A 19,824-nucleotide genomic window follows, 5' to 3' on the forward strand; every position below is an offset into this window, starting at 1 on the left:
ATATCAGCCGGACAACCGGTTGAACGGCAGGGAATAAACCCGGTCCGCGCCAAGCAGATGGACAGTCAGCCGGTCTTTCGCAAACAGGCCGGCAAAGGCGCGGTGCTTCAGGTCCAACCCGCCAGCAAGCGTGGCAAAGGCAGGCAGCATCAGCCGTTTGTCGTCCATGGCAAAGCATGGGCGGCGCACGTTTTTGTCGCGGCGGCGCAGCGTCGCCGACGGGTGAAGATGGCCGCAGATCTCGGCGAGACCGGGCCCTGGCTCATGGCGAAAGCAAAGCCCGGCAAAATCCCATTGATCCAGAGCCCGGCCGGGAAGATCTGCCACGCCATCGGGATCATGATTGCCATTGATCCAGACCCAGTCACGCCCTTCCACCAGCCCGGACAGGAGCTGGCGGGAATGATCCTGCATTTCGGCGGATCCGCGTCGATCGTGAAAGCTGTCGCCAAGCGAAACAACGCGCTGCGGCTGATAGCGGTCAATGACGGACGCCAGTCGCGACAGCGAAAGGCGCGTATCATAGGGCGGCAGAAGCGAACCGCGCCGGGCGTGCGCCGCACCGCGCTCCAGATGCAGATCGGAGACCACCAGCAGCGACAGTTCAGGAAAGAACGCCGCGCCCGAAGGATCGCAAACGAGGGCATGACCGCAGAACGCGCCCGTCGCAGTCATGGTCCCAATGCGCGCCTCGTCCTGCCTCGCATTCATTTTCATGCGTCCGTCTCACCGATTGCGGCCAGAATATCCTCAACCGCCTCATTTAGCAGTTGATCGCCTGCACCGCCATTCACACTCTCGCGGCCGATCTCCAGAAGAACCGGTATCGCAAGTGGCGACACCCGTGCCAGCCGATAATGGCTCAGATGCCCCTTTATCCGCTTCAGCATGGCACCGAGCCGGGCGATATCGAGCAGCCCGGCGGCGGCATCGGCGCGCGTGGCCTCGAGCAGGATATGGTCCGGCTCATGGCTTCTGAGCACGTCATAGACGAGATCGGTCGAGACCGTCACCTGCCGTCCGCTCTTTTCTTTGCCCGGATGCCGCCTTTCGATCAGGCCGGCAATCACCGCGCAGTTGCGGAAGGACCGTTTCAGCATGAAGCTTTCATCAAGCCAGGCTTCCAGATCATCGCCCAGCATGTCCTCGTCAAAAAGATCGGCAAGTCTCAGCGACCGCGCCGCAATCATCGCACCCAGATCCTCAAGGCCCCAGACCGCGATCGAGTAATCGGTCGAGACAAAGCCGAGCGGCTGGGCACCGAGGCGCTCAAGCCGCCTGGTCAAAAGCATGCCGAGCGTCTGATGCGCCAGCCGCCCCTCGAAGGGATAGGCGACCAGATAGAAGCGGCTTGCCAGCGGAAAGGTCTCGATCAGCAGCTCATCCCGCTTCGGCAGATGCGAATGCTCGCTTTGCAGGCGCAGCCATTCCCGCACGGCAGGCGGCAGAACCGCACGGCGCGCGGGATCATCCAGCATGGCGCGCACGCCGTCTGCCAGATAGGTCGACAGCGGAAACTTGCCCCCGGCATAGGCCGGGATCTTCGGATCGGCTGCATAGGCGGCAGAGGCCAGACACTCGTTCTCCCGCAAGCCCTCAAAACGCAGGACCTTGCCGGCGAAGAGAAACGTATCGCCCGGCGTCAGCCCTTCGACGAAATATTCCTCCAGCTGCCCCAGAACCGGACCGCCGCGCGCGGCAGCGCTGCGCTTGCCGGGCTTCACCATGCGGATATTCAGCATCGGCATCTCGATGATGGTACCGATGTTCAGACGGTATTGCCGGGCGATCTCAGGATTGGCGATCCGCCACAGCCCGTCCTTTTGGCGGCGGATCTTGGCATAGCGCTCATAGGCGCGCAGCGCATAGCCGCCGGTGGCAACAAAATCCACCACGCGCTCAAACGTGGTCCGGGTCAGATGCCGGTAGGGCATGGCGGAAATCACCTCGGCAAACAGCGCCTCGGCCGCAAAGGGTGCCGCACAGGCCATGCCAAGCACATGCTGCGCCAGGACATCGAGCGCACCCGCGCCAATGGGGCTGGTATCCTGCGCGCCGACATAATTGGCATCGAGCGCCGCCTGGCACTCCATCACCTCGAAACGGTTGGCGGGAACGAGAATGGCACGGCTCGGTTCATCCATGCGGTGATTGGCGCGGCCGATACGCTGGGCCAGCCGGCTCGCTCCCTTCGGCGCGCCGACATGGATGACGAGATCGACATCGCCCCAGTCAATACCGAGATCCAGCGTCGATGTGGCGACGACGGCGCGCAGACGCCCGGCCGCCATCGCCGCCTCGACCTTGCGGCGCTGGCCGGCATCCAGCGAGCCATGATGCAGGGCAATCGGCAGATTATCCTCGTTGATCGTCCATAATTCCTGAAACAGCAGCTCGGCCTGCGAACGGGTGTTGACGAAGATCAGCGTCATCGTCCGCCGCTTGAGTTCGCCATAGACATCCGCCACCGCATAGCGGGCGGAATGGCCTGACCAGGGAATCCGCTCGGAGGCGCTCAGAATAGTGATCTCGGGCCTGGCGCCGCCGGCAACCGTGATCAGCCCGGCATGGGGCGGATCATCCTCATCGCCATCCTGCGGTTTCAGCCAGCGCTGCAGCTCCATCGGATCAGACACGGTTGCCGACAGACCGATCGCCGTCATCTTCGGCGCCAGCCGGCGCAGCCGGGCAAGGCCGAGCGCCAGAAGATGCCCGCGCTTGGAGGTCACCAGCGAATGCAGCTCGTCGAAAATCACATAGCGGAGATCGGCAAAGAAACGATCCGCATCGGTTCCGGCAATCAGCAGAGCGAGCTGCTCGGGCGTGGTCAGCAGGATGTCCGGCGGTCTCAGCTTCTGGCGCTGCCGCTTGGCCTGCGGCGTATCACCCGTGCGGGTTTCGATCGCGACAGGCAATCCCATGTCAGTGACCGGGGTTTCGAGATTGCGGGCAATATCGACGGCCAGCGCCTTCAGCGGTGAGATATAGAGCGTGTGAATACCGGGGGGCCGGGTGCCGGGCTTCGCCTTTCCCCGGGCGGCAAGATCGACAAGGCTTGGCAGAAAGCCGGCCAGCGTCTTGCCCGCTCCTGTCGGCGCGATCAGCAGCATATCCTCGCCGGCGCCGGCGCGATCCAGCAATGACAGCTGATGCGGGCGCGGCTGCCAGCCCTTTGCCTTGAACCAGACGGCGAAGCGCTCCGGCAAGACCGCCGCCGCGGAAAGCGGGATTGTTTCCGTTTCGTTCATGGCGTCACCATGACAGAAGCCGCGGCAAATGCCAGCGCCAAATCGCCTTACATGGCAATATAGCGGTCGCGCCGATGGTTGATGGCCAGGACGACATTGATCACCACGGCACCGACAACCGAGCAAATGATGATCAGGGGGCTGGCGACGAAGAAGGAGGCAATCAGCACCATGCCATCGAGGCAGAACTGGATATAGCCCGCCTTGATGCCGAAGCGGTCCTGAATATAGAGCGCCAGTATGCCGAAACCGCCGAGGCTGGCGCCATGACGGAACAGCACCAGCAGCCCCGCCCCGACAAGAATGCCGCCAAACAGCGCTCCGGCCAGCGGATGGGTATCGCCGAGCACCAGAAACCGCGGCACGATCGCCGTCAGCAGCGAGGTCAGGCCGACGGCCGCAAAGGTCTTGAAGGTGAAGAACAGCCCAAGCCGGCGCCAGGCAAAATAGTAAAACGGCAGATTGACGACAAAGAAAGCGAGGCCGAAGCTGATCCCCGTTGCATAAAAGGCGAGAAAGGCAAGGCCCGCCGTGCCGCCGGTCAGAAGCCCGCCGGCTTTGAGCACCAGAATGCCCATGCAATTCAGCATGGAGCCTGTGACAAGCCCCTGCAGATCCTCAAGAAAGGAATGGTTTTCCGGCGTGGAGATGGTGATGCCGGACAAGAATCTGTTCTCGGACAAGGTTTTCTGGCTCCGATGAGGGCCGCCTGGCGGCCGGTTTCCCGGCCCCTTATTGGCGCGAAATGCGCCCGAGGTCAAACGGCTTCGCGCGCCCCGCCTCGTGCAGATATCAGCGCAAGGCGATGTAACGGTCGGCCCGGTGATTGAAGGCGATGAAGATATTCATGATCGCCGCCGAGATGACGGAAAGTGCCACCAGCTTCACATCGGCAACACCGAAAGCGGCAACCATGACACAGGCATCAAACGCCAGCTGGACCAGACCGGCGCGAATGCCGAAACGCTCCTGGACATAGATCGCCAATATGCCCATACCGCCAAGGCTGGCGCGGTGACGATAAAGCGCAAGCAGGCCATAGCCAACAAGAAGCCCACCGAGCACGGCGCCCCAGAGCGGCTGGATGGCACCGATTTCGAAGAACCGGGACTGAAGGTCCGTGAGGACGGAGGTGATGGCAATGGCGATGAAGGTCTTCAGGGTGAAATCCAGCCCCATGCGCCGGAAGGAGAGCCAGTAGAAGGGCAGATTGAACAGGAAGAACATCAGGCCGAAATTGAGCCCCCAGCCATAATGGGCAAGAAAGGCAAGACCCGCCGTACCGCCGGTCAAAAGCCCGGCCTTGCCGAGGATATAGAGCCCGAGTGCGGCCACCATCGAGCCGGTCAGTATGCCCTGAATATCTTCAGCCAGGGTGTGACGCGCGGGATTGTCATTCCAGAAACCGGCGCTGATATTCGCCATGGATAAACTCCGTCGCTGGGCCCGCTCGCCAAATGGCGATGCCCACATTCTTCGCGTGAATTGTCTTTATACCCGTCCCGCCGCCCCTGCGGCCCAAGGTCCCGTCCCGGAGACCGGATCACCTGTTTCGGTGTCTCTATGGCTTGATGATGCGCAAGGAATGCAGGGATTGCAAGCGAAATAAGTCAGCAAAGCTGACCTATAATGCAATTGGCAATTTTACTGCGTCCGGTCCGTTCTGGCCGCAAGAAACAGGATGCCATGCACCGGCTCACCGCCATCCTTGCGCAGTGCAGCACGCTCTTCGGCCAGAAGAACAAAGCCATAATCGGCCAGCGTGGTCTCGACATAGTGATGCGCATGGGCATAGCGCAGCGAGGGCTGCAGGGCGAAACTGGCCGCAGTGCCGCCATCTTCGACCGAAAACAGCAACAGGCCGTCCGGCGTCATCAGCCGCATGATATTCTGGAAACAGGTCTCCAATGCACCAAGATACATCAGCACGTCAGCAGCCATGACCAGATCGGCGCGCCCTTCGCCGCCCTCGTCGGAAAACAGCCCGCTGGTCAGCGGCGGCGCCAGCAGATCGGCCTGTGCGAGGTGGTCATAGAGCCCCTTCTCCTCCGCCTTGGCCAGCATGTTCTGCGACAGGTCGAAACCTTCCAGCCGCACAACACGCGCACGCAGCACCTCGCCGGACAGGCCGGTTCCACAGCCAAGATCGACTGCACATGAAAAACGGCGCCCGGTCCCGATCGCAGCATTCAGCAGCCGCGCGAGCCGCTCCGGCGATGAATAATCGAGCCGTTCGACAAGCGCTTCATCAAACCGGTCGGCATAGCTGTCAAACAGCGCCTCGACATAGCGGCCGGGCGGATGCCGCGGCGCGCTTGCGGCCCCCAGAACCGCAAGCTTCAGCCTTGCTGCAAAAATGTCGTCGCGATCAAGTTGATCGAGCCGCGTCCAGCTGACGATTGCGCCGGCAATGTCTCCGGCATGTTCCTGATAGGCAGCCAGAAGCGCCAGTCCGGCCGGCCAGTCGGGCACAAGCTCAAGCGCCTGCAGCATCAGATCTGCTGCAGCGGAAAAATCGCCCGCCTCGTCAAGCATGCGGGCATAATCAGCGCGGCGATCTGCAATCAGATCACCAGAGGAAAGGAAGGATGCATTCATGTCAGAAAACCGATGGAAGCTGAAAGCCATTCGCCGATGCCGCATCAAAAGGCAAGTGCTTTTCGCACATCGGCGCTGCCATCTTGAATGGGCCGCAAAGGCGCTTTATCTGTGGCAGGAAACGGAGACCTGATGATGGGCAATGACGTGAACAGATTCCTCGGCGGCACGGTGGCGGGAACGATCGTGAAGCTGCTTGTCCTGTCGCTGATCGTCGGCTTCGTGCTCTCCGCGCTCGGCATTCACCCGGCCGATCTTTTCCATGGCATCATCGACTTCTTCCGAAGCCTCTGGTATCGCGGCTTCAGCGCGCTTGGCGAGATCGGCCGCTATCTCCTGATCGGGCTGAGCGTCGTGCTGCCCGTCTTCATCATCATCCGTATCCTGAGTTATCGCCGTTGACCATCTCATCATCCCTCACCGGCCGCCGCACCGTTCTGGTCGGCAGCCTCGCCCTGCTTCTGTCCGGCTGCAGCCTGTTTTCAGGCTCCGGCAACGCCCCGATGCCGTCCGGCAGCGTGCGTGCCGAGGATATGACGGCAACCTTCCTGCCGATGGTCAACGCGCTGCGCCAGCGCCACGGATTGCCGCCGCTCAGCGCCTCACGCGTCTGCGCCGCCACCGCGATCGATCAGGCCAAGCGCATGGCGCTCGCCGACAAGATGAACCACGTGACCAGCCGCAGTGAAAACCCGCTGCAGCGCTTCAAGCGCATGGGCGTGCCGCTGCCGGCATCGGAAAACATTGCCATGCATCAGGCAACGCCGGAACGCGCCTTTCAGGCCTGGGTCAACTCGCCCAAACATCTGGAAAACATGCTGGGCGATTACCGCCATGTTGGCGTTGCCCGGGCTGACAGCCCCAATTCGGGCAACCAGAACTTCTGGTCCATGTGCCTCAGCCAGTAGCCGTCCGTTGTGATAAGCGTGGCTCTAGAAGCGTTTTGCCGCCCATTCGGCAACGCTTTCGTCACGAAGGGCGCGAAGATTGCCGGCGCCGGCCTTTTCCAGTGCCGCAACCATGGCCGAAAGGCCGTCGGAGATCAGCTTCGGTCCTTCATAGACCATGCCGGAATAGATCTGCACCAGATCGGCACCCGCACGGATCTTCTCCAGCGCCCGCGCACCGGTGGAAACGCCACCGACACCGATGATCGCCATGTCAGGCCCCAGCCGCTGCCGCATCCCCGCCAGAACCGCCGTCGAGCGCTCGAACAGTGGCGCACCGGAGAGTCCGCCAGCCTCACCGGCGAGCTTTGCCGATCTCAGCCCGTCGCGTGCAAGTGTGGTATTCGACACGATGATGCCATCAAGCTTCTGTGCCAGAACCTCTGCGGCAACGTCGTCAAGCTCGGCCTGATCCAGATCGGGCGCGATCTTCAGAAAGACCGGCGGCTGCGCCGTTGCGGCGGCGCGGGCTTCAAGCACGCGTGACAGCAGGGTCGCAAGTTCGCTGCGCGCCTGAAGATTGCGCAGGCCCGGCGTATTGGGTGACGAAATATTGACCGTCAGGTAATCGGCCATGGCGGCAAACCGCGTCGTACCGGCGACATAGTCGGCAATACGGTCCTCGCTGGTCTTGTTGGCGCCGATATTGATGCCCAGCACCCCGCGACGCTTGGCGCGGGCGACGTTTGCCGCCAGCGCCTCGTGGCCCTCATTGTTGAAGCCCATGCGGTTGATGACCGCCTCGTCCGCGACCAGCCGGAACAGACGCGGCTTCGGATTGCCCGGCTGCGGCTTGGGCGTTACCGTGCCAACCTCGACATGCCCGAAACCAAGGCCGAACAGCCCGTCAATCGCCTCACCATTCTTGTCGAGACCAGCGGCAACGCCAAGCGGATTGGCAAAGGACAGACCTGCCAAGGTCACGGCCAGGCGCGGATCTGATGCGTGACAGGCACGCGGCAGAAGACCGGTTCCAATCCCCGTCAGCGTCAGCGCATGGGCGCGTTCTGGATCGAGCAGAAAAACAGCCTGGCGCGCACCAAGCTTGAACGGATTGATCATGGCAGAAGTCCCGTAAAATCATGAAGCCCGTCGGCGCCGATCGGCAAGGCGCGCTCCAGTACAACAGCGCCGAAATCCAGCGGCGCATAGAGATGGGGAAAGGGCTTGCCGCCGCGGGAAATCTCGTATTTCAGTGCCGCACCGAGAAGGGCTGCATCGACACCGACAAGCAGGAGATCCGTCTTGCCGGCAAAATGCCGGTGCGCCGTCTCGACCACCTGACTTTCGGTTGAGAAATGAATAAAGCCGTCGGAAAGATCGATGGCTGCGCCATCGAAACGTCCGGCGGCTTTTGCCGCCCGCCACTCAGCGGCCGAAACGATCTTGTAGATCACACGATCCATGGATCCGGCTCCCTTTCCATCTTCGTGCCAGCATGTGCCGCATTGCGCCTTGAAAGTCCATGCGGCAGCGCAGAAAAACAGTGCAGGGACAGGCGGAACCCGCGACTGATCGACGCATTTACGGGGATAAATATGACATTAGCTGAGAATTTGCCGTCACTGCCGGCCCTTTTGTTGAAATCTAGCCATTTTAGAGCTAAGGAATGGTCTTAAGACCTTGGTTGTACAACTGCCTTTGGGAGGGGGCATGAGATGACCGCACAAACGATCCTGATCGCTGATGACCATCCTCTTTTTCGCGGTGCGCTGAAACAGGCCATTGGCGGCATGGCAGCTTACTACGCTGTCGTGGAAGCCGGTGATTTTGAGGGCGCACGTGCCGCCGCCGCCGAAAATGCCGATGCCGATCTCATGCTGCTCGACCTCTCCATGCCCGGCGTCAGCGGCTTTTCCGGCCTGATGACGTTGCGCGCCGAATATCCGTCCCTGCCGATTGTCGTTGTCTCTGCCAGTGACGACAGCGCCACGATCAGGCGGGCGCTGGCACTTGGCGCCTCGGGCTTCATCTCGAAATCCGCCGGACTTGACGAATTGCGCACGGGCATCCGCACGGTTCTGAGCGGCGGCACCTACCTGCCGGAATCCTATGACGGCTCGGCCGAAACCGATCCTGACGTCGCCGATATGCTCGAACGGCTGAAAAGCCTCACGCCGCAGCAGTCGCGGGTGCTGCGCATGCTCTGCGAAGGCCTGCTCAACAAGCAGATCGCCTATGAGCTCGGCGTCTCGGAAGCGACGATCAAGGCGCATGTCTCCGCCATTCTGCTGAAACTCAATGTCGACAGCCGCACCCAGGCGGTCATCCAGCTTGGCAAGGTCAACATGGCAATGGTCGCCTGACGGCAAAACAGGCCGTCAGGAATAAAATCCTGACGGCATCTTTACGAATCCATCGGTCTTGTCTAGATTTCGACGAACAAATATTGTTTTGAAGACGGTGTGACCGAAGGCGGCGCCAATGCTTTCGCATGAGATGATCTGGTCCGCGATCGACACGCTGGCCGCCCAACACAAGCTGACGGCTTCCGGGCTCGCGCGCCGCGCCGGGCTGGACCCAACCTCATTCAACCGTTCGAAACGCCTTGGCCCCGATGGCAGGCTGCGCTGGCCGTCGACGGAATCACTGTCCAAGGTGCTTGAAGCCACCCAGACGGATCCGGAAGTGTTCTTCGCCCTCGCCCGGCACGGCAGTGCCACCCCTTCCGGCAGCTTCCCGCCCCAGCAGAGCACCATTCCGCTCCTGGGTTTTGCCCAGGCAGGCTCCGGCGGGTTCTTCGACGATGGCGGCTTTCCGGCCGGCCAGGGCTGGGACATGGTCGATTTCCCGACGTCGATCGGACCGGGACCGGGCGTCTATGCCCTGGAAGTTCAGGGCGACAGCATGATGCCACTCTACCGCGACGGCGACGTGCTGATTGTTGACCCCAACAGCCAGACCCGCAAGGGCGACCGCATCGTGCTGAAGACCTGCGAGGGCGAGGTCATGGCCAAGGTGCTGGCACGGCGTTCAAGCGTTCAGGTCGAGGTCATGTCGCTCAATCCGGAACACCCCAACAGAACATTCGACCTTTCAGACGTCGAATGGATTGCCCGCATCATCTGGGCCAGCCAATAGCATTTCAGGGACGAGACACCATGCAAAACACCACAAGGACACCGCTCAACCACTACGATGCCCTCATCTATGTCATGGTGATGGCCTCTGCCGTCGACAACGGCATGAGTGACACGGAACTGCGGCGGATCGGTCTTGTGACCCGTTCACTGCCGATTTTCGAAGGCTTTGACGAAGAGCGGATCACCGATGTTGCCCATGCCTGCGCCGATATTCTCTCCGGTCCCGAAGGCATGGAGATCGCGCTCGAAATCATCAAGGATGTTCTGCCGGCGCGACTTTACGACACCGCCTATGCCCTGGCCGTGGAAATCATGGCCGTCGATCACAAGGTGCGGCCGGAGGAAATCCGCCTGCTGCAGCTTTTCCGTGACCGCTTCGGGCTGGATAAGCTGACCTGCGCAGCACTTGAACGCGGGGCAATCGCGCGCTACCGCCATATCTAGCGCATCGGCCCGAAGATCGGAATCGATTTTCGAAAAGAACGATATGTAGATTCAATAAGATAGAACATCACGGTGCGTCCAAAAGGACGCACGGCGCTTTCGCTTGGCGGCAGCTGCCCGGTTTTCGCACAGTTGCGCCAGAACCGGTCAGATGGACACACCCTGTTTGAGCGCCTCCAGACGGGCCACCGTTTCCGGCGGCAGCTTCAGCTGCGGATTTTCGGCAACCGTTTCCACCAGCAGGCGGTCGCTTTCGCGCTCCATGGTCTCAACCAGTTCCTTGAAGAAGACCTTGCCATCAAGGCCCGGCGCGATCGCCGGAAGAATGCGGACGGTGAAATGCCCGCCCTGCCGGCGCCAGTTGCCGCGCGGCCAGAACAGGCCGGGATGCATGACCACCGGCACGACGGGAATGCCGAGATCCTTGTAGAGGCGGACAATACCGCGCTTGTAATCAGGTTCGGCGCCGGGCGGACGGCGTGTTCCTTCCGGGAAGATGATCAGCTGGCGTCCGGTCTCAAGCTCGGCCTTGGTGCGGGCCATGACCTCAGCCATGGCAGCCCCCTTGGCAGCACGGTCAACCCCGATCTGGCGCTGTTTCTTCAGATACCAGCCGAAAAGCGGCAATTGCAGCAATTCGCGCTTCAGCATGAAAACCGCATCGTCAATCCAGGGCAGAAGCAGCACCGTGTCCCAGGCAGACTGATGCTTCGGCGCGATAATGCAGGCGCCCTTGGGCAGGTTCTCCAGCCCCTCGATGGTAAAGCCGGCACCGGCATAAAACTGCATCTGCCGATTGATCGACGCCGCCCAGCCCTGCACCACGGTGCGATAGGCGCGCTTGCGCGAAACCGCGAAGTAGAATGGCGACAGCACGATCATGCGCACAGCCGTTCCCAGATAAAATGCAATATTGAACGCGATCGATCGCAACGCCGTCATGCCAGAGCCTATGCTTCAGTTGGGACAGGACACTCTCTAGAGCAAATCCGCAGAAAGTGGAAACCGGTTTTCTCCGCCTGTTGCTGACACGGTTTGCGCGCGGCGAGGAAACACGAGGTGACGACAGCGCTCAGCGTCCGTTCGCCAGCATTGCCATGGCCCGATCGACCCCGGCATAGACGCGAATATGCGCGCCGATATATTTCAGATATTCGGTGGCCAGAAGCCGCAGCAGGCGCGGATTTGCGTACCAGGCAGAGCCTTCAAGATCGAGATCGACGGGATAGCCGACGTAAACGGTTTCGGGATCAAGCGTGCGCATCTCGAACAGGCTGCGCGGCAGGTGATAGCTGCTCGTGACAATCAGGATGCGCCGGTAGTCATGCGCCCGGATCCATCGGGCAGCTTCGCTGGCATTGCCGCGCGTGTTCAGAGCTTCATAGCCGACATCGACGCAGCAGTCGAACAGGCTGCCATCCGAACCGGTCACCCGGCGAATGCTCTCACGGCTTGTCGACGGATTGACGCCGGAAATCAGCAGACGGTCGCCCACACCTTTGTCCAGCAGCTCAAGTCCCGCCTCGATCCGGTGTGAACCGCCCGTCAGAACGATGATCGCATCGATATTGGCAAGATCTGGCTTGCGCGCACTCAGAACATTCGCGGAAAACCAGACGAAACCTGCCGCAACCAGGATCAGCACAACAATGGCCACCCCGAAAACCCGGCCAAGAAGCCGCCGCAGCGGCTTTGCCGTCTTCGCTGACGCCGCTGCGTTTTCGCCTGTTTCGTTCTGCCGATGCTGCACGCAGCACTCCTTTCGGTTCAGATCCTTACGGATCTGCATTTCATTTTAATTGACCGGCAATCGCACACCGGTTCACCGCCTCTGCTCCTGTTTCGAAGCGGCTGTTGCTCCTGATCTCAAGGCCGATGAAACAGCGTCAGAACCGAGCACAAGTCAAGGGACAGACACGCTTACTATGGCGCATTCGGGGCAACAAACGGCGACATCGCCATTTCCCGGTTTTCCCCGGCATATCCGCAGGCGGCGCTCCCCCTTTCGGGGCCGCGCCGTCTTCCTGATCATCCCCCATTGAAAGGCCGCTTGCTCAAAGCCCGTCGAGACGCTCGGGATCTGAGCGGACAAGGTCGATTTCGCGGATTGTTCTGATGACCGTGATCCGGGCTGTCAGCGTCGACAGAACCGAGATCATCAGGATCGTCAGCGCGATACCGAAATAGGCGCCGGATCCGACCGAAATGGCACCGAAGAGCGCCGTTGTCTGATCGGCCCCCGGTGTTGCCAGATAATGGCCCTGCCAGAAACCGACCGCAAAGAAGAACAGGCAGACCAGCACTCCGCCGGTGATCGCGCCCTTCAGCGCGATGCGGAAGAAATGCCGCTGAAACTGGTTGGCGACGAACGCGCTTTCCGCGCCGACGAAATGCAGCACCTCGACAATATTGCGGCTGCCGGCCAGTGCGCCGCGCGTGGCAAAGATCACCGTCAGGATCATGGCGAAGAAGACCAGCGCCATGATTGCCACGCCAATACTGGTCGTCGCATCCGCCATGGCGGAAAGCCGGTCGACCCAGGCGCGGTGATCGTCGAGATAGGCATTGGGAAGCGCATCGGTGAGCGCCTTGCCCATGGCGGCAAAATCGGGCGGGTTCGACTCGTCAATGGTGACGATGACCAGGCGCGGCACCGGCAGCTCATCAAAATCCAGCCCGGTTCCGAGCCAGGGCTCCAGCAAGCGCTCCGTTGCCGCCTCATCGACAATCCGCCCGTCCAGCGTGCCGACGAATTGCAGGGCAATATCGCGCGCCTTGAGAAGATCAGCATTCATGTCGCGGCCTTCGGACGGCTTGATCTGGATCGTGATCTCGCGGGAAATGCCGCCCTGCCAGGCTGAGGCCGTCGCGCGCACCATGGAAACCCCGCCGAGGGTGAGGCAGGCCAGAAAGGACATGATCGCAATCACCGCCATCAGCGCCCGCGACTGGACATTGCCCGGCGGCACGATTGGCGAAGGCCGCTCGGGTGCCGGCGCCACCGGCGCCGGAGCAGCCCGGGGCGTGCCCTGCCGAACCCTGTCATCACGGCCGGTTGCGCGGCTTTTCTGTTTGCGGGGCGGGCTACTCATAGATCTCAAGTCTTCCTTCCGAAAGGATCATTCGGCGGGCATCATAACGGTCCATCAGCGCGATATCATGGGTGGCGATCACCACCGCCGTGCCGAGCCGGTTGAGCTCGACGAACAGGCTCAAGATCCGCCGCGCCATGGGCGGATCGACATTGCCGGTCGGCTCGTCGGCCAGCAGCACTTCCGGCTGATCAATCAGCGCGCGTGCGATCGCCACACGCTGCTTTTCACCGCCGGACAGAACCGGCGGTCTGACATGCAGCCGGTCGCCAAGTCCGACCCAGCGCAAAAGCTCGATCACATCAGAGCGATAGGCCATCTCGTCCTTGCCGCGCACCCTGAGCGGCAGCGCGACATTTTCATAGGTCGTCAGATGGTCAAGCAGGCGAAAATCCTGGAACACGATACCGACCCGGCGGCGCAGCATGGGAAATTCCTTGCGCGGGATGACGGCGACATCACGCCCGAACAGCCGGATCAGCCCACGGGTCGGCTGCAACGCCATCAGCATCAGCCGCAAGAGCGTGGTCTTGCCGGCACCGGAGGGGCCGGTCAGGAACTGAAAGGAATTCTTTGGTATATCGAAGGTCAGGTCGCGGAGAATTTCCGGGCCCATCCCATAGCGCAGTCCAACATTTTCGAAATGGATCAAAGCCATCGCTTCCCGACCGTGTCGCTTTTGCATCTGGACCTCCATGTTAACGATCATGATTAACAGCCGGTAAACATGATGCGACAGACGCCCTATTCCCGACCTTCCTGTCGCATGGCGCCAAAATACAACTTTCCACCGCTCTTTGCCCTGCAAGTCCGGCGATTGCGACCGGCAAGATTGCTACCGGCAGATAAAAACACTAATAACCCTGATCTAGGCTTACCCAGGGAGCATGTTGATGCACGTTGTACGCGGAAAAAAGATCGAGGAACTCTACAGCGCCGAAACCATTGCGGCTCGCAATGAGGAGCTGGCGGTCGAGATCGCCTCGGGCCCGGTGAGAGATCTGCTGGTGATCGCCATCCTCAAGGGCTCTTTCGTTTTCGCGGCCGATCTCATCCGCGCCCTGCACAAATCCGGCCTGGCCCCGGAAGTGGAATTCATGACGCTTTCAAGCTACGGCACAGGAACTGTGAGCCAGGGCGTGCGTCTGGTCAAGGACATAGACAGCGATGTCAAGGGCCGCGATATTCTGCTGATCGACGACATTCTCGAATCCGGCCGGACGCTGCAATTTGCCAAGAACATGCTGTTCGAACGCGGCGCTGCCAATGTTTCGATCGCGGTTCTGCTCGACAAGCACGAGAAGCGCGAAGAGGCGCTTGAGGCCGATCATTACGGTTTCCGCTGCCCTGACAAGTTCGTCGTCGGCTATGGCATGGATGTGGCTCACGCCTTCCGCGAACTGCCCTTTGTCGGCGTCGTTACGGGTGATGCTTAATAGATGCTGAAGAGCTGCAATACAGCTTGTTAACTACAGCAGAACGGGACTTTGCGATGTTTACTTCTCGCAAAGAAAGTTCTGGTGATCTCTCTGTCAACAAAGCCTGTGGAACAACAGGCGAGCAAATAGGTTTATGAAAGACAGAGAAAGCGGGAAACCGACATGGCCAGGATCCTGATCACCGAAGATGAAGTATCGCTGCGCGCCTTTGTGGCAAGGGCATTGCGCCTTGATGGCCACGAAACGGTGGAAGCCGGCGACGGTGCGGAAGGACTGGAGCTTCTGGCGGAAGGCGATTACGACCTGCTGCTGTCGGACGTGCGCATGCCGATCATGGATGGCATTGCGCTTGCCCATGCCGCCCATTCGAACCATCCTGGCATGAAGATCCTGCTGATGACCGGCTTTGCCGAGCAGCGCGAACGCGCCGACGACCTGATGGAAAAGATCATCGACGTGGTGCAGAAGCCCTTCGCGCTGCCCGATATCCGCCGCGCCGTCGCCCGGGCGCTCGCCGCCTGATCTTTCCCGACTGCAAGACAGAAGACCTCAAAACCTGCCCGGCACCAGACATGGTGCGGGCAGTTTTTTATTGGGTGTCATCGGGCTGCAGCAGCCGCTCCAGATAGGGCTGCTCACTCGGCAGAACCGCATCACCGCCGAGCTTGCGGCGGATTGCATCAAGGATTTCGCGTGCCCGCTGCACGGTGATTTCATCTGGCACCTTGACCGACGAGGAACCGAAATCCATGCCGTTCTGCCCTGGATTGCGGCCGAGCGGATCACGGCCCTGCTGATTGCCGAAACCGAACGGCATGGAACCGCCCTGCCCGCCCTCGCGGCCATTGGCCATGAGGCTCATCATCATCTGCTGCGCGCCATCGCGCAGCGCCTGCAATGCCTTGCCCTGGCCATCAAGCGCCTGGCTGCCTTCGCCATCGCCCAGCGCCTCGGAGGCTCCCTTCATCGCCTCGCCGGCCTTGCCGAAGCCGTCCTGTTCGGGAACGCCAAGATCCTTCAACCCCTTCTGGAGCGACTGGAGCTGTTCACCCAGCTGATCCTGCCGCTCGCGCAGCTGCTTCAGCGCCTCCCGCAATTCGTCCGCACTCATATCCTGCGGTGCCTTCTGGCTGCCGTCAGCGCTTTTGCCCTCCTGCCCATCATCACTCTGGAAATCACCCCATTCGAGGCGATCCTGCAATTGCTGTTCGAGCGTGTGGGTCTCGCCCATCAGCTGCTGCTGCTTCTGGATCAGATCGCCAAGCTTGTCGACCTGCTGGCGCATCTTCGAGTTCTGCTGACTGTTGCGCGCGTCCGCCGATGAGGGCGGCTGGATATTGTTCATCATCCGCTGCAATTGCGACAGAAGATCCTGCGCCGCCTGCCGGTCTCCCGAACGGGCAAGGTTCTCCAGCTGGTTCAGCAGGTTCGAGAGATCGTTCTGACGCAGCATTTCCTGAAGCCCCGGATCAATTGCCTGGTCCTGCGGCATATCCTTCATCCGGCTGGCCATTTCCGAAAGATAGTCGGTCATCGCCTGACGCAGTTCTTCCATCAGCTTGGCGATCTCCGCATCCGACGCATTGTTCTTCAGCGCCTCGCTCAGCGCATCCTGCGCATCGCGCAGGCGCCGCTCGGCATCGGAAAGGCTGCCATCCTCGATTCCCGTGGCGATCTGCCACATATAATCGGCCACGTCACGATAGCTGGCCTTGTCATGGGCAAGCTTCATGCGCGTCTGGGCAGACTTGATCAGCAGAAAATGGGTAATGTTGGGAATGGTTTCCTCAGGCCGCAGCGTCATCGCCTCGCTGTAGGAGATCGCCTTCGGCATGGCGCGCATATCAAGGCTGAAAATCCGCCGCTGTTCGGCAACGGCGGCCGCCAGCATTTCATGGAAATTGCGCTCCGGCAGAATGGTGCTGACCGGCTGGGAGCGGCCGATATTGCCATGCGCATCCTCGGCGACGAGCGTGATCGTCACCGGCGCGCCGGACATCGGGTTTTCGGTGATATCGCGACTGGTGACAGCCTTGTTGTCATCGCTGTTGCGGCGCGGCAGGTTCAGCGGAAAATCCGGCGGAGGATAAAGCGGGATCGCGCCGCTCGTGTCTGCATCCGCTGGCTTGATGTCAGCATAGGCCTTGGTCACGCCATAGTCGTCGCTGACCGTGTATTCAAGCTCCAGCGCGCCATTGGCGGCGCGGCGCGGACGGCCGGCAAAGGCAATCACTGGCGGCTGGTCGGCCACCACCTGCACCGGCCAGGACCGGCCTGCCGCCTCCAGCGTGCCGTCTTCCGTCAGACTGAAAGCCGCACTGGAGGCCAGCTTTTCGCGCTTCGCCGAACCGTCATCAGGATCAGCCGCCGTGCCATCCTTGCCGACGAAACGGATCGGCGAACTGGCGCCCTGGCCGGAAAGCCGCACGGTCAGCACCGAACCTGCCGGCACGCTGACGGCATCGCCGGCCCCGTCAGGCGCCAGATAGACCGGTGCCTCACCGGTATAGGCCGGCGGTGAAATCCAGGCATCGACCCGCAGCGCCAGCAGGGTCTCGCGGCCGGGGGCCGGCGGCGCGAATGCGTCGGCGATCCGTCCACTGTCACTGGACGACGCATAGAAAAAGCCGATGAACAGCAGAAAGACCGGTATGGCGCGCAGCCCATGAGGATCATAAAGCGTCAGATCCGGCGCAGGAACGCCGCTGTCGAGATGGCGGATCTTCGCCGCAACCCGCCGGCGGTGGGCATGCCAGAGCGCAAGTGCCTCGGATGACGCAGTGGCCGGACGGTCATCAAGAAGCGTGATCGCCTGATGCGCCAGTCCGCTCTTTTCCTCCAGCCTGCGATTGCCAGCAGCATGATCCGGGAATTTCAATCGCCGGAGCGGAAACAGGCTGGCGACGAACGCAGCCGCAAGACCAGCAAGAAGCACGAGCCTGATTGCAAAAGGCAGCGCGGCGAAAAGGCCAAGCCAGGACAAGGCGAGAAACAGGAAAAGCAGCGAGACCGGCCAGACAAGGCGCGGCACCAGCTGATCGATGAAGAGCGACAGCCTGGCGCGATTGCGCTTGACCGCCACCCGCCGCAACAGATCTTCCGGCAGGTCATCACGTTTCGCGCTGGTCTCGTTCGGCTGTTCCGCCATGGCGTCCTTTCGCCCCGACGCATGTCACGTGCTGCGCCTATTTCATCATCAAGAATAATGCGCAATGTGTCGAGAGCGAGGTAAACCCCCGCTCATCCTTTTCGGTACATTTCCGCATCAAAAGACCGTGTGGTCAGAGCCAGTCCGGAACGGAATCGAGCGCAATCAGCTCTTCATAGGTCGCACGCGGCCGGATGATATGGAAACGGTCGCCATTGACGAGCACTTCGGGAACCAGAAGACGGGAATTATACGTGCCCGCCTGCACGGCACCATAGGCACCCGCCGTGCCGACGGCCAGAAGATCACCGGGCTCCGGGCGCTCCAGATCACGCTCCTGCCCCAGGAAATCGCCGGTTTCGCAGACCGGGCCGACGACATCTGCGACAATGCGATCGGCCTTGGGTCTCAGCGTTACCGGGCGGATATCATGCCAGGCTTCGTAAAGGGTCGGGCGAATCAGATCATTCATCGCGCCATCGGTGATGATGAAATTCTTGCCTTCCGTCTCCTTCACATAGATCACCTCGGTGACGAAGATGCCGGCATTTCCGACGATCATGCGCCCCGGCTCGGTGACGATGGTGCAATTGAGCCCCTCCAGCGCCTCGCGCACGACGCCGGCATAGGCGACCGGATCCGGCGGCGGTGCATTGTCGCCCTTGTAGGGAATACCGAGCCCACCGCCGACATCCACATGATCGATCTCATGGCCATTGGCACGCAGCGTCTCAACCAGCGATGCCAGGCGCTGGAAGGCGGCCTTGAAGGGGGAAAGATCGGTGATCTGGCTGCCGATATGCATGTCGATACCGGAAATGCGGATGCCTTCCATCTTCGCGGCATTGGCATAGACCTCCTCGGCCCGGGCGAAGGGAATACCGAACTTGTCGCCCTTCTTGCCGGTCGAGATCTTCGCATGGGTCTTGGCGTCGACATCGGGATTGATGCGGAAGGAGACCGGCGCGCGCTTGCCGAGCGCCTCGGCGCGCGCATTCAGCACTTCAAGCTCCGGTTCGCTTTCGACGTTGAAACAGGCAATGCCGGTCTTCAGCGCCAGATCGATCTCGCGCACCGTCTTGCCAACGCCGGAGAACATGATCTTGTGCGGCGGCACGCCGGCAGCAAGCGCGCGGCGCAGTTCGCCCTCGGAAACGACGTCCATGCCGGCGCCAAGCGCTGCCAGTGTCTTCAGCACGGCCTGATTGGAATTGGCCTTCATCGCATAACAGACCAGCGCATCCGTGCCCTCGAAGGCCTTGGCAAAGACCTGATAGTGCCGTGTCAGCGTCGCTGTGGAATAGACATAGAAAGGCGTGCCGACGGCATCAGCGATCGCCGGGACAGGAACGTCCTCAGCATAGAGAATACCATCAGAATAGTGAAAATGGTTCACCTTGAGACCCTGAATTTCTGGGGCATAATCCGACCGGAGCGAAACAAGGGCCGATAAGGTTATGCGGCTAAACACATGAATGAAGCGCTGTTCTTATCCTGTCATTCCGGCGCTCTAGAGGAGCGAATCGAGGAAGAAAGAATTGTTGCTCGCGCGGTTCAGATTTTCCGGCGTGACATTGTCACCGGAACCATCAAGAATGATCGGCTTGTTGCCCGGCGTCACCTGAACCTGTGGCTGATCGCTGTCGGCGGCCTGACGCTCGGCATCCCGCGCGGCCTGGGCTTGCGTTTTCGGCTGTGGCACCTCAAGAGGGCCCTTTCGCCCGCAGGCGGTCAGTGCGATGGCGGCCAGCAACATGGCCAGAATGGCGGTGGTGGAAGTCTTCATGATCGCCCTATAGCAGACTATGCCTTCTGATCTAGACTT

General features: G+C 61.1%; 21 protein-coding genes. 7 read left to right on the plus strand and 14 right to left on the minus strand.

Annotated elements, in window-relative coordinates; all coding sequences use genetic code 11:
• Nucleotides 1-3: 3 nt before the first annotated feature.
• The 5 genes from pdeM to HCK86_RS01315 all read right to left on the minus strand — a co-directional run bounded on the left by pdeM (nt 4) and on the right by HCK86_RS01315 (nt 5,846).
• A complete protein-coding gene (gene pdeM / locus HCK86_RS01295; RefSeq protein ID WP_246739432.1) occupies nt 4-711 on the minus strand; it encodes a ligase-associated DNA damage response endonuclease PdeM in 708 nt (235 codons plus the stop codon).
• Nucleotides 712-713: 2 nt separating this feature from the next.
• Nucleotides 714-3,248: a ligase-associated DNA damage response DEXH box helicase gene (locus HCK86_RS01300; protein WP_176082662.1), complete on the minus strand. Its 2,535-nt coding sequence runs from the start codon at nt 3,246-3,248 to the stop codon at nt 714-716.
• 47 nt (nt 3,249-3,295) lie between these two features.
• Nucleotides 3,296-3,931: a YitT family protein gene (locus HCK86_RS01305; RefSeq protein WP_176082663.1), complete on the minus strand. Its 636-nt coding sequence runs from the start codon at nt 3,929-3,931 to the stop codon at nt 3,296-3,298.
• 109 nt (nt 3,932-4,040) lie between these two features.
• Nucleotides 4,041-4,673 (minus strand): YitT family protein, encoded by a 633-nt coding sequence (locus HCK86_RS01310; RefSeq protein ID WP_176082664.1) that lies wholly within the window; start codon nt 4,671-4,673, stop codon nt 4,041-4,043.
• Between the two features lie 219 nt (nt 4,674-4,892).
• Nucleotides 4,893-5,846: a methyltransferase domain-containing protein gene (locus HCK86_RS01315; RefSeq protein ID WP_176082665.1), complete on the minus strand. Its 954-nt coding sequence runs from the start codon at nt 5,844-5,846 to the stop codon at nt 4,893-4,895.
• 135 nt (nt 5,847-5,981) lie between these two features.
• On the opposite strand from HCK86_RS01315, the gene HCK86_RS01320 reads away from it, so the two are divergent.
• Nucleotides 5,982-6,248 (plus strand): DUF6460 domain-containing protein, encoded by a 267-nt coding sequence (locus HCK86_RS01320; protein WP_176082946.1) that lies wholly within the window; start codon nt 5,982-5,984, stop codon nt 6,246-6,248.
• Complete coding sequence (locus tag HCK86_RS01325; RefSeq protein WP_176082666.1) at nt 6,245-6,754, plus strand: CAP domain-containing protein; 510 nt, start codon at nt 6,245-6,247, stop codon at nt 6,752-6,754. The genes HCK86_RS01320 and HCK86_RS01325 overlap by 4 nt, the downstream gene beginning before the upstream one ends.
• A 24-nt stretch (nt 6,755-6,778) precedes the next feature.
• Here HCK86_RS01325 and HCK86_RS01330 read toward each other — a convergent pair whose 3' ends face one another.
• Together HCK86_RS01330 and HCK86_RS01335 are read right to left on the minus strand one after the other, a co-directional pair.
• Nucleotides 6,779-7,855 (minus strand): quinone-dependent dihydroorotate dehydrogenase, encoded by a 1,077-nt coding sequence (locus tag HCK86_RS01330; RefSeq protein WP_176082667.1) that lies wholly within the window; start codon nt 7,853-7,855, stop codon nt 6,779-6,781.
• A complete protein-coding gene (locus HCK86_RS01335; RefSeq protein ID WP_176082668.1) occupies nt 7,852-8,199 on the minus strand; it encodes a DUF952 domain-containing protein in 348 nt (115 codons plus the stop codon). The genes HCK86_RS01330 and HCK86_RS01335 overlap by 4 nt, the downstream gene beginning before the upstream one ends.
• Nucleotides 8,200-8,451: 252 nt before the next feature.
• Between HCK86_RS01335 and HCK86_RS01340 the strand changes: the two genes are divergently transcribed.
• The 3 genes from HCK86_RS01340 to HCK86_RS01350 all read left to right on the plus strand — a co-directional run bounded on the left by HCK86_RS01340 (nt 8,452) and on the right by HCK86_RS01350 (nt 10,320).
• Nucleotides 8,452-9,099: a response regulator transcription factor gene (locus tag HCK86_RS01340; RefSeq protein ID WP_176082669.1), complete on the plus strand. Its 648-nt coding sequence runs from the start codon at nt 8,452-8,454 to the stop codon at nt 9,097-9,099.
• A gap of 118 nt (nt 9,100-9,217) precedes the next feature.
• Nucleotides 9,218-9,874 (plus strand): helix-turn-helix transcriptional regulator, encoded by a 657-nt coding sequence (locus HCK86_RS01345; protein ID WP_176082670.1) that lies wholly within the window; start codon nt 9,218-9,220, stop codon nt 9,872-9,874.
• Between the two features lie 20 nt (nt 9,875-9,894).
• Nucleotides 9,895-10,320, plus strand: a complete 426-nt coding sequence (locus HCK86_RS01350) for a tellurite resistance TerB family protein (protein WP_176082671.1) — start codon at nt 9,895-9,897, stop codon at nt 10,318-10,320.
• Nucleotides 10,321-10,467: 147 nt separating this feature from the next.
• On the opposite strand, the gene HCK86_RS01355 is transcribed toward HCK86_RS01350, so the two are convergent.
• From HCK86_RS01355 to ftsE, 4 genes are all read right to left on the minus strand, one after another.
• On the minus strand, nt 10,468-11,262 hold the full coding sequence (locus tag HCK86_RS01355) for a lysophospholipid acyltransferase family protein (protein ID WP_176082672.1): 795 nt from the start codon (nt 11,260-11,262) through the stop codon (nt 10,468-10,470).
• Between the two features lie 130 nt (nt 11,263-11,392).
• Entirely contained in the window at nt 11,393-12,070 is a 678-nt protein-coding gene (locus HCK86_RS01360) for a YdcF family protein (RefSeq protein WP_176082673.1), read from the minus strand.
• A 304-nt stretch (nt 12,071-12,374) separates the two neighbouring features.
• Complete coding sequence (locus HCK86_RS01365; RefSeq protein WP_176082674.1) at nt 12,375-13,412, minus strand: ABC transporter permease; 1,038 nt, start codon at nt 13,410-13,412, stop codon at nt 12,375-12,377.
• On the minus strand, nt 13,405-14,064 hold the full coding sequence (gene ftsE / locus HCK86_RS01370) for a cell division ATP-binding protein FtsE (protein ID WP_176082947.1): 660 nt from the start codon (nt 14,062-14,064) through the stop codon (nt 13,405-13,407). The genes HCK86_RS01365 and ftsE overlap by 8 nt, the downstream gene beginning before the upstream one ends.
• Before the next feature lie 241 nt (nt 14,065-14,305).
• On the opposite strand from ftsE, the gene hpt reads away from it, so the two are divergent.
• On the plus strand, nt 14,306-14,848 hold the full coding sequence (gene hpt, locus HCK86_RS01375) for a hypoxanthine phosphoribosyltransferase (protein ID WP_141147668.1): 543 nt from the start codon (nt 14,306-14,308) through the stop codon (nt 14,846-14,848).
• Nucleotides 14,849-15,013: 165 nt separating this feature from the next.
• Entirely contained in the window at nt 15,014-15,373 is a 360-nt protein-coding gene (locus HCK86_RS01380; RefSeq protein WP_141147669.1) for a response regulator, read from the plus strand.
• A 67-nt stretch (nt 15,374-15,440) separates the two neighbouring features.
• Here the strand turns inward: HCK86_RS01380 and HCK86_RS01385 are convergent, their stop codons facing one another.
• From HCK86_RS01385 to HCK86_RS01395, 3 genes are all read right to left on the minus strand, one after another.
• Nucleotides 15,441-17,999 carry a TIGR02302 family protein gene (locus HCK86_RS01385; RefSeq protein WP_176082675.1) on the minus strand — a complete coding sequence of 853 codons (2,559 nt, stop codon included), beginning with the start codon at nt 17,997-17,999 and terminating at the stop codon, nt 15,441-15,443.
• Nucleotides 18,000-18,132: 133 nt separating this feature from the next.
• Nucleotides 18,133-19,395, minus strand: coding sequence for a diaminopimelate decarboxylase (gene lysA / locus HCK86_RS01390; protein WP_176082676.1), 1,263 nt, complete (start codon nt 19,393-19,395; stop codon nt 18,133-18,135).
• A gap of 114 nt (nt 19,396-19,509) precedes the next feature.
• Nucleotides 19,510-19,785, minus strand: a complete 276-nt coding sequence (locus tag HCK86_RS01395) for a lipoprotein (protein WP_176082677.1) — start codon at nt 19,783-19,785, stop codon at nt 19,510-19,512.
• Nucleotides 19,786-19,824 lie beyond the last annotated feature (39 nt).

Origin of the sequence: Martelella sp. HB161492 (assembly GCF_013184775.1) — a bacterium.
Taxonomy (GTDB): domain Bacteria; phylum Pseudomonadota; class Alphaproteobacteria; order Rhizobiales; family Rhizobiaceae; genus Martelella.

Coding starts and splice junctions, on each gene's coding strand:
- pdeM (WP_246739432.1), bottom strand. CDS start 711: ATGAATGCGAGGCAGGACGAGGCGCGCATTGGGACCATGACTGCGACG.
- HCK86_RS01300 (WP_176082662.1), bottom strand. CDS start 3,248: ATGAACGAAACGGAAACAATCCCGCTTTCCGCGGCGGCGGTCTTGCCG.
- HCK86_RS01310 (WP_176082664.1), bottom strand. CDS start 4,673: ATGGCGAATATCAGCGCCGGTTTCTGGAATGACAATCCCGCGCGTCAC.
- HCK86_RS01315 (WP_176082665.1), bottom strand. CDS start 5,846: ATGAATGCATCCTTCCTTTCCTCTGGTGATCTGATTGCAGATCGCCGC.
- HCK86_RS01320 (WP_176082946.1), top strand. CDS start 5,982: ATGGGCAATGACGTGAACAGATTCCTCGGCGGCACGGTGGCGGGAACG.
- HCK86_RS01330 (WP_176082667.1), bottom strand. CDS start 7,855: ATGATCAATCCGTTCAAGCTTGGTGCGCGCCAGGCTGTTTTTCTGCTC.
- HCK86_RS01335 (WP_176082668.1), bottom strand. CDS start 8,199: ATGGATCGTGTGATCTACAAGATCGTTTCGGCCGCTGAGTGGCGGGCG.
- HCK86_RS01340 (WP_176082669.1), top strand. CDS start 8,452: ATGACCGCACAAACGATCCTGATCGCTGATGACCATCCTCTTTTTCGC.
- HCK86_RS01345 (WP_176082670.1), top strand. CDS start 9,218: ATGCTTTCGCATGAGATGATCTGGTCCGCGATCGACACGCTGGCCGCC.
- HCK86_RS01350 (WP_176082671.1), top strand. CDS start 9,895: ATGCAAAACACCACAAGGACACCGCTCAACCACTACGATGCCCTCATC.
- HCK86_RS01355 (WP_176082672.1), bottom strand. CDS start 11,262: ATGACGGCGTTGCGATCGATCGCGTTCAATATTGCATTTTATCTGGGA.
- HCK86_RS01365 (WP_176082674.1), bottom strand. CDS start 13,412: ATGAGTAGCCCGCCCCGCAAACAGAAAAGCCGCGCAACCGGCCGTGAT.
- hpt (WP_141147668.1), top strand. CDS start 14,306: ATGCACGTTGTACGCGGAAAAAAGATCGAGGAACTCTACAGCGCCGAA.
- HCK86_RS01380 (WP_141147669.1), top strand. CDS start 15,014: ATGGCCAGGATCCTGATCACCGAAGATGAAGTATCGCTGCGCGCCTTT.
- HCK86_RS01385 (WP_176082675.1), bottom strand. CDS start 17,999: ATGGCGGAACAGCCGAACGAGACCAGCGCGAAACGTGATGACCTGCCG.
- HCK86_RS01395 (WP_176082677.1), bottom strand. CDS start 19,785: ATGAAGACTTCCACCACCGCCATTCTGGCCATGTTGCTGGCCGCCATC.